The 14,556-nt window shown below is 67.7% G+C and carries 13 protein-coding genes; 6 read left to right on the top strand and 7 right to left on the bottom strand.

Annotation, left to right across the window (positions count from 1 at the left end):
* Positions 1-85 precede the first annotated feature (85 nt).
* Positions 86-1,057, top strand: coding sequence for a helix-turn-helix domain-containing protein (locus tag C566_RS0109465; protein ID WP_018774095.1), 972 nt, complete (start codon positions 86-88; stop codon positions 1,055-1,057).
* A gap of 148 nt (positions 1,058-1,205) precedes the next feature.
* On the opposite strand, the gene C566_RS0109460 is transcribed toward C566_RS0109465, so the two are convergent.
* Both C566_RS0109460 and C566_RS0109455 read right to left on the bottom strand, forming a co-directional pair.
* On the bottom strand, positions 1,206-2,219 hold the full coding sequence (locus C566_RS0109460) for an isopenicillin N synthase family dioxygenase (protein ID WP_026266545.1): 1,014 nt from the start codon (positions 2,217-2,219) through the stop codon (positions 1,206-1,208).
* Positions 2,220-2,369: 150 nt separating this feature from the next.
* Positions 2,370-3,839: an APC family permease gene (locus tag C566_RS0109455; protein WP_018774093.1), complete on the bottom strand. Its 1,470-nt coding sequence runs from the start codon at positions 3,837-3,839 to the stop codon at positions 2,370-2,372.
* A 326-nt stretch (positions 3,840-4,165) separates the two neighbouring features.
* Between C566_RS0109455 and C566_RS0109450 the strand changes: the two genes are divergently transcribed.
* A complete protein-coding gene (locus C566_RS0109450) occupies positions 4,166-5,575 on the top strand; it encodes an aldehyde dehydrogenase family protein (protein WP_018774092.1) in 1,410 nt (469 codons plus the stop codon).
* A 21-nt stretch (positions 5,576-5,596) separates the two neighbouring features.
* On the opposite strand, the gene C566_RS0109445 is transcribed toward C566_RS0109450, so the two are convergent.
* Positions 5,597-7,759 (bottom strand): elongation factor G-like protein EF-G2, encoded by a 2,163-nt coding sequence (locus C566_RS0109445; RefSeq protein ID WP_018774091.1) that lies wholly within the window; start codon positions 7,757-7,759, stop codon positions 5,597-5,599.
* A gap of 91 nt (positions 7,760-7,850) precedes the next feature.
* Positions 7,851-8,249, bottom strand: coding sequence for a hypothetical protein (locus C566_RS0109440; RefSeq protein WP_018774090.1), 399 nt, complete (start codon positions 8,247-8,249; stop codon positions 7,851-7,853).
* 661 nt (positions 8,250-8,910) lie between these two features.
* Here C566_RS0109440 and C566_RS0109435 point away from each other — a divergent pair.
* From C566_RS0109435 to C566_RS0109420, 4 genes are all read left to right on the top strand, one after another.
* Complete coding sequence (locus C566_RS0109435; RefSeq protein ID WP_018774089.1) at positions 8,911-9,363, top strand: hypothetical protein; 453 nt, start codon at positions 8,911-8,913, stop codon at positions 9,361-9,363.
* Between the two features lie 125 nt (positions 9,364-9,488).
* A complete protein-coding gene (locus tag C566_RS0109430; RefSeq protein WP_018774088.1) occupies positions 9,489-10,322 on the top strand; it encodes a COG1470 family protein in 834 nt (277 codons plus the stop codon).
* 1 nt (position 10,323) lies between these two features.
* A complete protein-coding gene (locus C566_RS0109425) occupies positions 10,324-10,833 on the top strand; it encodes a hypothetical protein (protein ID WP_155846835.1) in 510 nt (169 codons plus the stop codon).
* On the top strand, positions 10,830-12,128 hold the full coding sequence (locus C566_RS0109420; protein ID WP_018774086.1) for a hypothetical protein: 1,299 nt from the start codon (positions 10,830-10,832) through the stop codon (positions 12,126-12,128). The genes C566_RS0109425 and C566_RS0109420 overlap by 4 nt, the downstream gene beginning before the upstream one ends.
* A gap of 60 nt (positions 12,129-12,188) precedes the next feature.
* Here C566_RS0109420 and C566_RS0109415 read toward each other — a convergent pair whose 3' ends face one another.
* The 3 genes from C566_RS0109415 to C566_RS0109405 all read right to left on the bottom strand — a co-directional run bounded on the left by C566_RS0109415 (position 12,189) and on the right by C566_RS0109405 (position 14,555).
* Positions 12,189-12,611 carry a heat shock protein transcriptional repressor HspR gene (locus C566_RS0109415; RefSeq protein ID WP_018774085.1) on the bottom strand — a complete coding sequence of 141 codons (423 nt, stop codon included), beginning with the start codon at positions 12,609-12,611 and terminating at the stop codon, positions 12,189-12,191.
* Between the two features lie 15 nt (positions 12,612-12,626).
* Entirely contained in the window at positions 12,627-13,610 is a 984-nt protein-coding gene (locus C566_RS0109410) for a DnaJ C-terminal domain-containing protein (protein ID WP_018774084.1), read from the bottom strand.
* A gap of 267 nt (positions 13,611-13,877) precedes the next feature.
* A complete protein-coding gene (locus tag C566_RS0109405) occupies positions 13,878-14,555 on the bottom strand; it encodes a nucleotide exchange factor GrpE (RefSeq protein WP_018774083.1) in 678 nt (225 codons plus the stop codon).
* Position 14,556 lies beyond the last annotated feature (1 nt).

The following is a 14,556-nucleotide window of genomic DNA, read 5'->3' as shown; positions in this document are numbered from 1 at the left end:
ATGACATCGGCGGGCTGCGGCGCTACCCTGAGAGGACTGTGTCCCATGACACATTCCCAGAAGTACGACGGCGTCAGGATCTTCTATGACCGCAGTTGCAGCCCGCCCATCGCCCAGTCCCGCCGGACAGGATGTCCTCACCAGCACGGCAGAATCCTTCGACCACTGGCGGCACCTCGTCGCGGAGTCCTTCGTTCCCCTGGCCGCCTCGAGCGCCGATGCGGACAACTTCCGCGGCCGCATGCGGGCCCGCAGGCTGGACCGTGTGGCACTCGTCGAGGTCTCCTCAACGAGCCATGAGGTCCACCGCACGCCGGCGCTGATTGCACAGTCCAACCAGCGTTATTTCAAGCTCAATCTCCAGCTTCAGGGCACCGGGCTCCTCATCCAGGACAACCGCGAGGCAGTCCTGCATCCGGGTGATCTCTCCATCTATGACACCAGCCGCCCGTACACGCTTGCCTTCGAGGGCGACGCCCGGCTCATGGTGATGATGTTTCCATGGGACGCGCTGTCCCTGCCGCCGGACTGCATCGCGCAGCTTTCGGCCGTGCGGATGGCCTCCGACGGCGGCCTCGCCGCGATTGTCGGGCCGTTCATCGCCCACCTTGCGGAGAACCTGGATGCGCTGAGCGGCCCCAGTGGGTCCCGCCTCGCCACAAATGCCCTCGATCTCGTCTCCACGATGCTGCATTCGGAACTGGACATGTCCCCCGACCGCATGAGGCCGCAGGCCCTGCTGGCGGCCTCCGTCCGCGAGTATATCGACGCCCATCTGGCCGATCCGCTGCTCTCACCGGCGTCCATCGCGGCGGCCCATTTCATTTCCACACGGCACCTGCACAACGTCTTCCATGAATCCGGAACCACCGTGGCGAGCTGGATCCGGACCCAGCGGCTGGAGGGGGCGCGCCGCGAACTGCGGGATCCGCTCCTGGCCGGAATGCCGGTGGGAACCGTGGCCGCGCGCTGGGGCTTCCTGGATGCGGCCCATTTCAGCCGTACCTTCCGTGATGCCTTCGGCGAATCCCCCAGCGACTGGCGGCGCGGCGCTTGAAGATGACTTTGATCCGCGGCTGGAAGGCCCTGCTGTTGCCAGCACCTTCGATGGTTGCTCGCAGCAGCCCGGCAGGTTGCCGGGCTGCTGCGCTGGCTAGTTTCGCCGGCGGGACTCCGGGCTTCAGATTGCGGCTCCCGCGGGGACGTCAGTTCGTGATGAGATCCGCGTGGTGGGCTGCGGCGACGTTCGGGTGGGCCCGGAGCCGGTAGCGAAGGGCGTTGTCCCCGTAGGTCTCCAGGATCGGGCTGTTGGTCGGGTCAACCGACAGTCCGCGGGCCTTGGACTGAAACTCCTGGCTCACCGCGAGCTGGGGCATCGTCGCGTCCAGCGCCGGGTTGTAGAAGAAGGGAAGCGAGATCCTGTCAGTGCCGCGAAGGGGCGAGATCACGCGGTGCAGAGTCGCCTTGAGGTAGCCGTTCGTGGCCAGCTCGAGCATCTCGCCGATGTTGACCACGAATGTTCCGGGAACCTGGGGTGCGTCGATCCACCTCCCCTGGTACTCGACCTGGAGTCCGCCCTTTCCGGGTTCGACCAGGAGGAGCGTCAGGACGCCGCCGTCGCGGTGGGACCCGACACCCTGCTTCGGCTCCGGATTGGACTCCCCTGGATAACGCACAATCTTGAGCAGTGGGAAAGCCCGTGCGGCAAACGCCGCGTCGAAGGTGTCCTCTGGCGCTCCGAGGGACACGGCAAGCGCCCGCAGGAGAGCGAGGGAAATGGCGCTCAGCCGCTCGGTCCACTCAGAGACAATCGCCCGCATTTCGGGCAGTGCATCCGGCCACAGGTTGGTCCCCTCCAGGCGCCAGTAGTCAGCGACGCCGGCGCCCGGCTCCACAGCGTCACGCTCGACGCCAATGTCGATCTGCTCGCGCCAGTCGACCGCGCCGTCCGTGAGTTCGCCGCCGACGCGGGTGTAGCCGCGGAACTGCGGGCTGTGAACGTTCTCGACGGCGAGTTTCTGCTCGTCGGGCAATTCGAAGAAGCGGCGTGAGACGTCGAGCATGGCGTCTATGAGCTCCTGCGGGATGCCGTGGCCTGCCAGATAAAGGAACCCGACTTCATGCATGGCGTTACGCAGTTCGTCCCGAAACTGGGAGGCCTCCTCCGGCCCTGCAGTCAATCGAGAGAAGTCCAGGACGGGCAATGATTCGAGTGACAATGCGTCTAGTCCTTTACAGCGAATTTGGCAAGCCGAAGCCTCTATTGGCTCCAATGTTACGGACGGAACTGCCGCGATGAAGATAAACGTGTCGAAATAAGACATCCGGAGCAGGGCAGCGCCCTCAGGCAGGCCCCCGTCGCCCGACCGTCAGGCCGTGGCCCCTGCGCGCGCGGCCCTGCGTTCCACGGCAATTTCCACCAGCACACCGGCGGCAAACACAATGGGTACGGTCAGCAGCAGGCCCACGGCCGTTTCGGCACTGCCGCCTATCAGTGCGGTGAAGTTGCTGATGACGAGGGACAGGACCCAGCCGAGCAGCAGGGTGGCGAGCACCGGTGCCACCGCGGTCTGCCAGAGCTGGCCGGGCACCTTTTCCCGCCGGAAGTACGCGACGACGGCCAGCGAGCAGAGCATGTAGAGCACCAGGAGCGCCGCCACGGCCAGCCCGCTGAACCAGGAAAAGAGGGTCAGGACAGGATCCAGGGACAGCACCGCGAACGGCGCCACGAGCAGGAAGGCGACCACGGTCTGGATCCGCGCGGCGACGGCGGGTGCCTTGTGCCGGTTGGTCCGGGCCACTATGCGGGGCATCGACCCGCGCAGGGCCAGCGAATGGAGGTAGCGGTTGATGCCGTTGTGGAAGGCGATGATGCCGGCCAGCAGGGAGGTCACGAGCAGCATGCCGGTGACTGTTCCGGCCCACGGCCCGAACAGTTCCACCATCGGGGTCAGCACGAAGGAGGTGGAATCGCCCGATTCGAGGGCCGCGCCCGCCGCGTCGATGACGTGCGAGGGTCCGTAGTAGCTGACCAGCATCCAAGATATGAAGGAGAAGAAGACCGCGATGACGCCTACCGAAAGGTACGTGGCCCGGGCGACCGTGCGGTGGGCGTCCTTGGCCTCGGCCGAGTAGATGGCCGTTGATTCGAAGCCAAACATGGAGGCGACGGCGAACATGATGGCAACGCCCGGGGCGCCCGCGCCGATCGCCGCGGGAGAGAAGGACGCCGCCAGGCTGATCCCCTCCGGTCCGCCGCCCCGCAACAGCACGGCGAACCCGAACATGAGCAGGATGGCGACCTCCAGGCCCACGAGCACCGCCAGGACCCGGGCCCCGAGTTCGATATTGAGGGAGCCCAGCACCTGCACGCCCGCCATGGTGATGACGGCCAGAAGCCACCAGGGGACCACGATCCCGGCGGACCCGAGGAGCCCCGAGAACGCCGCGCCGTACAGCCCATACATCGCGGCCTGGACCGTGCTGTACGCGAGGAGCGCGAGCCACGCCGCTCCCGCGCCGACCCTCCGCCCGAAGGCGGCGGTGACATAGGCGTAGAAGGCGCCGTTGGCCTGGATCTTGCGGCTCATCGCGACGAACCCGACGGCAAAGATCACGATCACGATGCCCACCACCAGATACGCGCCGGGCGCACCGGGACCGTTGCCGAGGGCCGCCGCCAGCGGTGATGCCCCGACGATTCCGGTCAACGGCGCCTGGGCTGACAAAACAAAGAAGAGAATGCCCATGACGCCGACGCTGCCGGCACGCAGCGCGGTGGAGTGCTCCGTGCGGGGGCTGGATTCTGCGGTCCGGGAATCGGAATTTGAAATACTCATCGGATCCTTCTTAACGGTCATGAGTCTGGGAAATGGGGGTGCGTTGCACCGTGAAATCCAGCATGGCAGGTGGCGCTCGTCACGCTTTTGTCGATTAGCGACCGGTTGTTGTTCCTGAGCGTAGTCAGCTCGTGCGCCGCCTGCATGGCGGGGAGGACGTCCCCCGGTCCGCAGCCTTGGGAATGCTTCCGGCGTTCCGTTCGCTCCCGCACAACAGCTCTTCGCGGATAGACAAGCCCCTTGGACCCTCGCCGGAGCACGCTTGAAGCAGCACTCTCAGGCCGCACCGGCCGCGATCTCTGACCTACTCGATGTGGAGTACCCCTATGGAAACCTACGACGCCCTTCTCGCCGCGATCACGCCGGTGTCCGGTGAAACCCGCACGATCTTTGACCCGGCCACCGGCCAGCCGGTGGGCGAAGCACCGGTCCACACGGTCCAGGACCTCGAAGCCGCCATCGCCGCCGCAGCCGCCGCGCAGCCGGCGTGGGCCGCGCTGGGCCACGACGCCCGGTCCGCCGCGCTGCTCAAGGCCGCCGACGCCGTCGAACGCTCCGCCGAGGAACTCGCCCGCCTGCTCTCCCGCGAGCAGGGCAAGCCGCTGAACGGCCCGAACGCCCGCTTTGAGGTCGGCGCCTGCGCCGCCTGGCTCCGCGTCGCCGCCGGCACTCCGCTGGCCCCCGAAACCGTGGTGGATGACGGCGAAACCCGCGCCGAACTGCACTACCGGCCCATCGGCGTCGTCGGCGCGATCGGCCCCTGGAACTGGCCCATGATGATCACCGTCTGGCAGCTCGCCCCCGCCCTGCGCATGGGCAACGCCGTCGTCATCAAGCCCTCCGAATACACCCCGCTGTCCGTCCTGGCCCTCGTCGAAATCCTCAACGAGGAACTCCCCGAGGGCCTCCTCACGGCGGTAGCCGGCGGCCGCGACGTCGGCGAGGCCCTGGCCGGACACCCCGCGATCGGCAAGATCATGTTCACCGGCTCCACCGCCACCGGCAAGGCCATCATCAAATCCTCCGCCGACACCGTTAAACGCCTCACGCTGGAACTCGGCGGCAACGACGCCGGCATCGTCCTGCCCGACGCCGACCCGAAGGCGATCGCCGAGGGCCTGTTCTGGGGCGCCTTCATCAACACCGGCCAGACCTGCGCGGCACTCAAACGGCTCTACGTCCACGACGCCATCTACGATGCCGTCTGCGAGGAACTCACCAATGTCGCCGCCGCCATGCCCATGGGCAACGGCCTGGACGAGGCCAACGTGCTCGGCCCGCTGCAGAACCGACAGCAGTTCGACATTGTCGCGGCACTGGTCGACGCCGCCCGCGAATCCGGGGCCAGGATCCTCCTCGGCGGCAACCCGGAGAACGACCAGCCCGGGAACTTCTACCCCACCACGCTCGTCGCGGACATCGCCAACAGCAACCCGCTGGTCGCCGAGGAACAGTTCGGCCCCGCCCTGCCGATCATCCGGTACGGCACCGTGGACGAGGCAGTCGCCATGGCCAACGCCCTCGACGTCGGACTCGGCGCCTCGGTCTGGTCCTCCGACCCCGCCGAAGCCCGCAAGGTGGCGGCCCGGCTCGAGGCCGGCACCGTCTGGATCAACAAGCACGGGGCCGTAGACCCCCGCATCCCGTTCGGCGGCGCGAAGCAGTCCGGCTACGGACTCGAATTCGGCGTCGAAGGCCTCAAGGCCCTCGGCGTCCCGCAGGTCATCAACGGCTGACGCTGATCCCAGCAGGGACCATCAGTGCAGCGCCTGCGGCACGGGTTCGTGCCGCAGGTAGCTGCGCCGGAACCGGCCGCTGCCGGCGGTCAGGGCCCGCAACTCCACCGCGTACCGCAACAGTTCCTGGTCCGGAACCTCGGCGCTGATCTCGGTGCCGTCGGCGCCGGCGGAGTTGGTCCCGGTCAGGCGTGCCCGCCGGGAGGACAAGTCGCTCATCACAGCACCCACGTGGTCCTCCGAAACGGAGATGGTCACGGACGAGACCGGTTCCAGGAACTGGATGCGGGTTGCCCCGGCCGCCTCCCGGAGGGCCAGCGCGCCGGCAGCCTGGAAGGCCGCATCGGAGGAATCCACGCTGTGCGTCTTGCCGCCGATCAGCGTCACCTTGATATCCACGACCGGGAACCCGGCCGAGACGCCCTTCTGCATCTGCGCCCGCACGCCCTTTTCCACCGAGGTGATAAACGGCCCGGGAATCACCCCGCCCACGGTCTTGTCGACAAACTCGAACCCGGCGCCGCGGTCGAGCGGTTCCACCTCGATGTCGCACACCGCGTACTGGCCGTGGCCGCCGGATTGTTTGACATAGCGCCCGTGCCCGGCGGCCGGCGCGGCAAACGTCTCCCGCAGCGGCGTGATCACCGGGACGCTCTGCAGGTTCACGCCCTGGTCCCGCAGCCTGCCCAGGACGACGTCGGCGTGCGCCTCGCCCATGCACCAAAGGATGAGCTGGTGGGTTTCGGAGTTGCGTTCCACCCGCAGCGTCGGGTCCCCGGCCGTGACCTTCCCCAGGTTCCTGGCCAGGGCGTCCTCGTCGCCGTGCGTGGCGGCCTCGATGGCAACCGGCATGAGCGGGTCCGGCATGTCCCAGGCGGCTACCAGCAGCGGCAGCTCCTTGGCCGAAATCGTGTCGCCGGTCTCGGCGTTGCCCAGCTTGGTCAGCGCGCAGATATCCCCCGCAACGCAGAACGGCACCGGCCGAAGTCCTGATCCCAGCGGCGAGTACAGGTGGGTGACCCGCTCGTCGCTGTCGTGGTCCTCGTGGCCGCGGTCCGCCATTCCGCGGCCGCCCACATGGATCGCGGCGTCCTCCCGCACCGCGCCGGAGAAGACGCGCACCAGGCAGACGCGGCCAAGGAACGGGTCGATCGTCGTACGGACCACTTCACCGAGCAGCGGGCCGTCGGGGTCGCAGCCGAGCTCGCCGGCTGGCACCCCGTCGAGGTCCGTCGCTGCGGGGACGCCGCGCTCCGCCGGCGTCGGAAACGCGCGCACCAGGACCTCGAGCAGTTCCGCCAGGCCGAGCCCGGACTCCGCCGACGCCGGCAGCACCGGGTGGAACGACCCGCGGGCCACAGCCGTCTCAAGATCGGCGATCAGGACATCGGGGGCGATTTCCTCGCCTCCGAGGTAGCGGTCCATGAGTGACTCGTCTTCGCTCTCGGCAATGATCCCCTCGATCAGCGCGCCGCGTGCGGACTCCGCCGCGGCAAGCTCGACGCCGGTCGCGGCCCGGGTGGCCGGCACCGGTTCCCCCGTACCGTAGTCGGAGACCGTCCCGGTCAACAGTCCCAGCAGCCCGGTGACGGCACCGTCCGCGGGGACCGGCAAATACAGCGGAACAATGGCGTCGCCAAATGCCAGGCGGCAGCGGGCGACGGCGGAGTCAAAATCCGCGCGCGGATGGTCCAGACGGCTGATGACCACAGCCCGGGGCATCCCGAGCCGCTGGCACTCGCTCCAGAGCGCAGTGGTCGCTGCATCGACGTCGTCGGTGGCCGAGACGACAAACAGCACCGCATCCGCCGCACGGAGCCCTGCCCGCAGCTCGCCGATGAAATCCGTATAGCCCGGAGTGTCCAGCAGGTTCACCTTGATGTCCCCCACCATCACCGGCACGACCGCCAGCGCCACAGAGCGCTGCTGCGCGATGGCGGAAGGATCCGAGTCGCTCACCGTGGTGCCTTCGGCGATGGAGCCCTTGCGGGTGATGGCTCCGGTTGCGGCAAGCAGCGCCTCGGTGAGCATCGTTTTTCCGGAACCGGAATGCCCTACGAGCGCCACATTGCGGACCTTGTCCGGCTGCTCCGGCGGCGCGACGCCGTTGGCGTCCGCCCGCCGGAGGTCAGATGTACCCCGGACCGGTCCCCTTGACGGCGTCTTGGCGCCTTTCGACGGCATGAGAACCTCCCGGCGTCGCATCCACTCGTGCCCCGCAGGGCCTTGTGTTAAGGATTGGACACCCTGGGACGCCCGGACAGCAAGGGCTTTTTCAGGCCGTGGCCGGAACAACCAGGGACCCGGAGGCTGCCCGGTTCCGGAGCCATCGGCCCAGGGCCTTGCCTTTGCCCTTCCACCAGCTGTCTTCGTCGCTGCCATGGTGCCACCGGAAGATCACAGCCACCAAGATGAACATCCCGGCGGCGACCTCGGGCCAAGAGCCGGAGGCGGCATCGAGGAGCACGCTGAACGCCATGACCAGGATGGAAGGCAGCGCAAGTGTCCGGAACCAGGTGTTGGCGACGTACCGGCTGCGGGACCGCGGCACGGAGACTGCGCGGACGAAGTCGAAGCACAGGCAGACGACCACGAGGGCCTGTCCCAGGGACATCAGGATGTGCCCCGGCAGGGAGCCGGCAAACAGGACGGCCGCCTGGAGCCCCGGGCTCACGGCGCGCCCGTCAACGGAGCCGACCGCGAAGAATCGGCAGTGGACGGATCAAGCTCGGCTGAATCATGCATGCGATGCCCCCCGGCGTCTACGCTGCTCCCTGCGCTGGCTCCGCGCCCGGGCTTCCCGTAGGAGCTGTGAGCGTGTCACGCCAGCCTTCTCTGACATTCCAATTCAACGCGCGACCCGGGCATGAAGTCACGCAAATCAGGTACCCGACTATCGGATGGCCGGTTACCTGTTTGCGTTCCGGTGTACTCAGTTCGCTCCTGTGGCTACTTGCCCGGGTGGATTCGCCCGACAGCCTGCCGGCCGGCTGTTCGCGCAAAAAGCAGACTACTTGCCCCATTGCGCCTGGCGGGGCCCAACAGCCCGGCACCAGCCGCAGGCAGGTAGTTTCGCACCAATAACTACTCCCAAGTGCTTCCGGGCGGGTGTTTTCCGGCCGGATTCCAGAGGCTCTCCGCGCCGGAACACGAGTACTTTCCTCGGAGGCACGTAGTTCGGGAGCCAAAAGACGAGTACAACTACGCGTTGTCCCGTCCGCAGTTCGCCGCAACGATTGGGCCATCGATTCAGCGCGGCAACCGCAGGATTGGGGGAATGCGGCTCCGGCCTGATGACTCCTGTCCGGGTGCCACCCACACAAGGAGTCTCACAAATGCGCAAGCTCACCAAGAAGAGCAAGGTCATCGCCGTTGCAGCCTCGGTCGCCCTCGTGGCCGTCGGTGGAGGCACTGCCTACGCCTACTGGACCACCACAGGCAGCGGCACCGGTACGGCTGCCAACTCCGTCGGTGGCGGCACGGTGACCCTGCATGCCAGCTTCGCGGCCGGCCTGGCCCCGGGCAACTCGGTGCCCGTGACGTACACGGCCGACAACAGCACCAACACCGGCACGGTCGTCGGCGCCCTCACCGCAAACGTGACCACGAGCGTGCCCGCATGCCTGCCGGCCTGGTTCACGGTCAGCGCCGTAACAACGAACACGCCCGTGGCACCGAACAGCACGGCCACCGAGGTGGGGTCGGGAACATTGGAGTTCCTCAACAGCACCGCCAACCAGGATGCCTGCAAGTCGGCCGTCGTCACGGTCACCGTCGGCAGCGAGTAGCTGGCGCCCCCGGGGGCCGGACGCACGGCCCCCGGGGCGGCCTTCGGGCCACCGCGCAACAACGCATCAGCAACCGTCGACACCCACCACCCGGGCAAGGCTGCCGGGTCCAAGGAGGATAGGGAATGCAGCATCCACTGCGGTTCGTCCGGCTCGCCAGGGAGAATGCGGGCCTCGCCGGCCGCGTCCTCATCATTGGCCTGCTGGCCATCTTCCTGCCCGCGGGCACGCTCTACGCGGCGGGGCAGCAGTCGGCCCCGCAAAAGCCAGGAATCCTGGTGCAGATCACACCGTCCAGCAGGAATGTGGACCAGGGACTGGCCACGAGTTATTCCGCCACCGTCAGCTCCAGCGGCGGGTTTGCCGGCACGGTCGTGCTGGCTGTCACCGGCCTCCCCTCGGGGGCAGCGCCAAACTTCTCGCCGTCGTCCGTCAAGCTGACGGCCGGGAGCACCGCCCAGCTCAGCATGAACGTATCCACGGCATCCAGCACCGCCGCCGGAGACTACGAGCTGACCCTGACGGGCCAGAGCGGGGCGGTCCAGTCGGCCGCCGTAAAGACCCAGTTGCGGGTCAAGGCGCCCCTGCGCGTGTTCGGACTCTCGGGCGATGTGTCCGGCTTGCTGGCGCCTGGTACGAGCCGGTCCATGGACTTGGGATTCACCAACCCGGACAAGGGCATCGACGTCGGCAACCTGACGGTCTCGATCACGGGTGTGGTCCGCACGGCGAAGGCGATCGCGGCCAACCTGCCCTGCACGGCGCAGGACTATTCCGTGGTGCAGTACAGCGGGCGCTATCCGTTGACGGTTCCGTCCGGCAGCAGCTCGCTCTCACAACTCGGTGTCCCGTCCGCCCAATGGCCCCGGATCGCCATGCTCGACACTCCTCGCCTGCAGGACGGCTGCAAGGGCGCAGTCCTCCAGTTGGCCTACTCGGGATCAGGGCAGGGAAACTGACATGCACTCCACACGATCCATGCTGCGCGGCACCAGAGTCGCCGGAACCGCCTCCGCCGCTGCCGCCGCGCTCTGCCTGCTGGCCGGCGGGGGCACGGCCTACGCCTATTGGGCCACCGCCGGCGCAGGTTCCGGCGCCGCAGCCGCCGCAACGATGAATGCTGTCACTGTCGATGCGTTTGTAACGGGCGACTCGAACCGGACCAGCCTGGTCCCGGGCGGCACGGCGGACGTGATCCTCCGGACCAGCAACCCCAACGCATTCGCGGTCAGGATCCACGCGGTGGTCTCCGCCGGGCCGGTCACGGCCGATGCCGCCCATGCCGGATGCACCACCACCGGGGTTTCCTTCACGGCCCCCGCTGCCCCGCTGGCACCAGCCGTCACCATTCCGGCGAACTCTTCCCTGCTGGTGACCCTGCCCGGCGCGGCAGGCATGTCTATCCAGTCCCAGTCCGCCTGCCAGGGCGCGACCTTCAGGGTTCCCGTCACTGTGGAGGCACGACGATGAGTCAGCGCAACAACCGCCAGGCTGGCACCCGCATCCGGAGCCGCGTTGCCGTCATCGTTGCCGGCGCCGCCCTCCTCTCGTGGGCCGGTCCGGGAGCCAACGCCTTCTGGACTGCTTCCTCCAATGGGGGCACCGCGGCGGCCGCCGCAGACGCCGTGGCCGCCGGCGCAACGCCGTCGACGTCGGTGTCCGCGGGCAATGTCACGCTGGCGTGGAATGCGAGCACCACCCTGGCCGGCCGTCCCGTCACCGGTTACACGGTGGCTCGTTATTCCTCGGCCTCGGGAGGCACGAAGGTCCCCGCCGGGGGAACCTGCGCGGCCCAACCTATCGCCGGGCTGGGCTGCACGGACCAGGGCGTCCCGACCGGCACTTGGTACTACACGGTCACCCCGGTGCTCGCACAGTGGACCGGAACCGAGAGCGCCCGGAGCGCCGGAGCCGCCGTAGACACCACCCCGCCGGGCGCCCCTGGGATCAGCGTCCCTCCATTCGTCAACACGGGCAACGCGTCTGCGGTGCCGGTCAGCGGCACCACCGAGGCTGGGGCATCCATTGCCCTGACGGTAACGGACGTCGGCACCCCGGCGCACACCGTTACCGCGACTGTGCCCGCGAACGGAACCGGTGCCTGGAACGCCGCAGTCGACCTCTCGTCCTTCAACGCCGGAACGATCACCTACAGCGCCATCGCCACCGACACCGCGGGCAACAAGGGCACAGCGGCGGGCACGACGACCTCAACCAAGGACGTCATCGCACCCACGGTGACAGCGGTAGCGCTGGCTGACGCCAATATCCAAGGCAAAAGCAATAGTGGCAAACTCGATCCCAAGGACAGGGTCACCATCACTTTCTCTGACCCCGTGTTGAACCCCTTGGATGCCTCAACAATTTGTAGCAACTGGGCTGCTGCTGCCAATGGGATGCTGAACGGGGACAATCAGGTAACGGTCAACATCAGTTCCACCAACATCCTCAGCGTCGTGGTGGCAGGCTCGGCCTGCCCGACGTCGAGAATCGGCACTGTGGCGCTGGGGGGCCTCTACTACGGCTCAGGAACACTCAGCTACGGAGGCATCGGCGCGAACGCCTCGACGCTGAGCTGGAGCGCAAGCACGCAGACACTGACAGTCACGCTCGGAGGCCTAGTGACGGGCGGGAGCCCGAACAACCCGAACCAAGGACCTGCCACGCCATCATTCACACCCGATTCCGGGATCAAGGACAGCGCCGGCAACTCCCTCTCCACGGCAACCTTTACAAGCCCCAGCAACAGCCCTTCACGCTTCTAACGCCCAGAGTGCCCGGGACCCCCAGGTCCCGGGCACTCTGTACGTACTAGCCGATGAGTTTTAGTCCATGCCCCGCGGCCGCCACACCACCAGCGCCTGCGACCGCGCCTGCGGACGCTTGCCGCGGGCCAGGCTGACGACGTCGCCGGCCGTTCCTGCGGCGAAGATCCGCGAATCGGCCCCCTGGCGACGCCGGCCCAGTTCCTCGGTCAGTTCGCTGACCCGGCGCTGCAGGGCGGCCACCTGGTTCTCCAGCTGCAGGATCCGCTTGATGCCCTCCAGCGAGACCCCCTCCTGGGAGAGCCGCTGAACCTCGCGGAGCATGTTCACATCCCGCTGCGAGTAACGCCTCGACTTGCCCGGGGCACGGCTGGGCGAGACGATGCCCAGCCGGTCGTACTGGCGCAGTGTCTGGGGGTGCATGTCCGCCAGTTCCGCGGCAACGGAGATGACGAAGATCGGCTGGTCGAAGTCGATGGCCATGGCTGGATCCCGTTCCTAGAGCCGGGCCTTGGCTGCCAGGCCCGCGCGGACGTCCTCATTGGCGGTGGCCGCGGCGAAGGCCTTCACGGCCTCCTCCGCGTCCTTGTTCAGCTTCCGCGGAACAGCGACGTCGATTGTCACCAGCAGATCGCCGGTGGCCTTGGCGTGTTTGACGCCGCGGCCCTTGACGCGCAGCGTCCTGCCCGAGGGCGTCCCCGCGGGGACCCTGACCTTGACGTTGTCACCGTCGATCGTCGGAACCTCGATGTCCGCGCCCAGTGCCGCCTCGGGGAAGGAGACCGGAACGTGGATCCGGAGGTTGTCGCCGTCGCGGATGTAGAACTCGTGCGGCTTCACGGATACGGTGACCATGAGGTCGCCGTTGCCGGCGGGAGCGTGTTGGCCCTTGCCGCGGACGCGCACCTTCTGTCCGTCCTTGATGCCGGCCGGGATACGGACGTCGATGACCTCGCCGTCCGGTTCGCGCAGGCCGATCGTGGTGCCGCGGATTGACCCGGCGAATGAGATCGAGGTGGACGCGGTCCGGTCGGCCCCCTTCTGCGGAGCCCGCTGGAAGGACTGGCCGCCGCCACCGAATCCGCCGCCGCCGAAAAGATCAGCGAACTCGGGCGGAATGCCGCCGGCCGTGCTGTAGCCGCCGGAATGGCGACCCCCGCCGCCGGTAAAGAGTCCGCCGAAGAGGTCCTCGAAGCCTGCTCCGCCGGCAGCTCCGCCGCTTCCGCCGGGGGCAAAGCGTGCGCCGCCGCCCATGGCCCGGATGGCGTCGTACTGCTGGCGCTCATCGGGGTCCGAGAGCACGGAATAGGCCTCAGAGATGTCCTTGAACTTCTTCTCCGAGGCGACATTCCCCGCGTTGGTGTCCGGGTGGTGCTGCCGGGCAAGTTTGCGGTAGGCCTTCTTGATGTCGGCGTCGGAAGCGTCCTTGGCGACACCAAGGATCTTATAGAAGTCCTTGTCCACCCAGTCCTGGCTAGCCAATGGCGTTTCCTTTCAAAAGTCGTGCAGAGTGCGCTTCGCAGATGATGGGCCCCCGCCCCTTCGCGTGGTGGCTTGGTCCTAACGGACCAAGCCACCACGCTCCGACAGGCCCGATGCCACTCCCGGGGCCCATCATCTGCTTCGCGCTGTTTCTCAACTCACTTTAGGCGAGCAACACGCTGGCGCGGAGGCCGGATAGGGGGCGGCGGTGTGGAGGGCACCGCGAAGCGGGCACCGCCCCCTATCCGGCGGAGCGCCAGAGGCAACCTACGCCGGTACCGCCACGATCACCTGGGCCGCGCGGAGGACTCGGTCGCCGGACTTGTAGCCCGAGCGGAGCACCTGGCTGACGGTGTCGATTTCGATGTCCGTGCCCGGCTGCTGGATGAGGGCCTCGTGGATGGTCGGATCGAACTCCACGCCGGTCTCGTCGATGCGGACCAGTCCGTACGTCTTCAGCGCAGCCTCCAGCTTGGCGGCGATCGCGGCGAACGGGCCGTCCGCGAGGTCACCGTGCTGGCGGGCGGCGTCGACGTCGTCCAGTACCGGCAGCAGGGCGTTCAGGACGCCGATGACGGCCATCTCGCCCGCCACGGCCCGGTCGCGCTCGACCCGCTTGCGGTAGTTGACGTACTCGGCCTGCAGGCGGCGGAGGTCATTCCTGAGCTCCTCCGCCTCGGCAGTGGGAGCGCCCTGGGCTACAGATTCCGCGGCGGGCACCTCAACACTGTTGAGGATGTCCTCCGCCTGGGACAGGGCATCCCCGGAGCCGGAGTCCGCCGCGGCGGCAGCGCGCTCCTGGTCAGGGTGGCGGGCCTGGCCGGTCTTCGGATCAACCTTGCGGTTGTCGTGGATCACCGGCTTCTGCGGGTCGTTCTCTTGCTCGTTCCCGCGGCTCGGGTTCCCGGAAGAACCGTGTTCTTCTTCGTTACCGTGGTGCGGCATG

It is taken from the genome of Arthrobacter sp. 131MFCol6.1, assembly GCF_000374925.1.
Lineage (GTDB): Bacteria > Actinomycetota > Actinomycetes > Actinomycetales > Micrococcaceae > Arthrobacter.
This window is presented reverse-complemented; position numbering and strand designations above follow the sequence as displayed.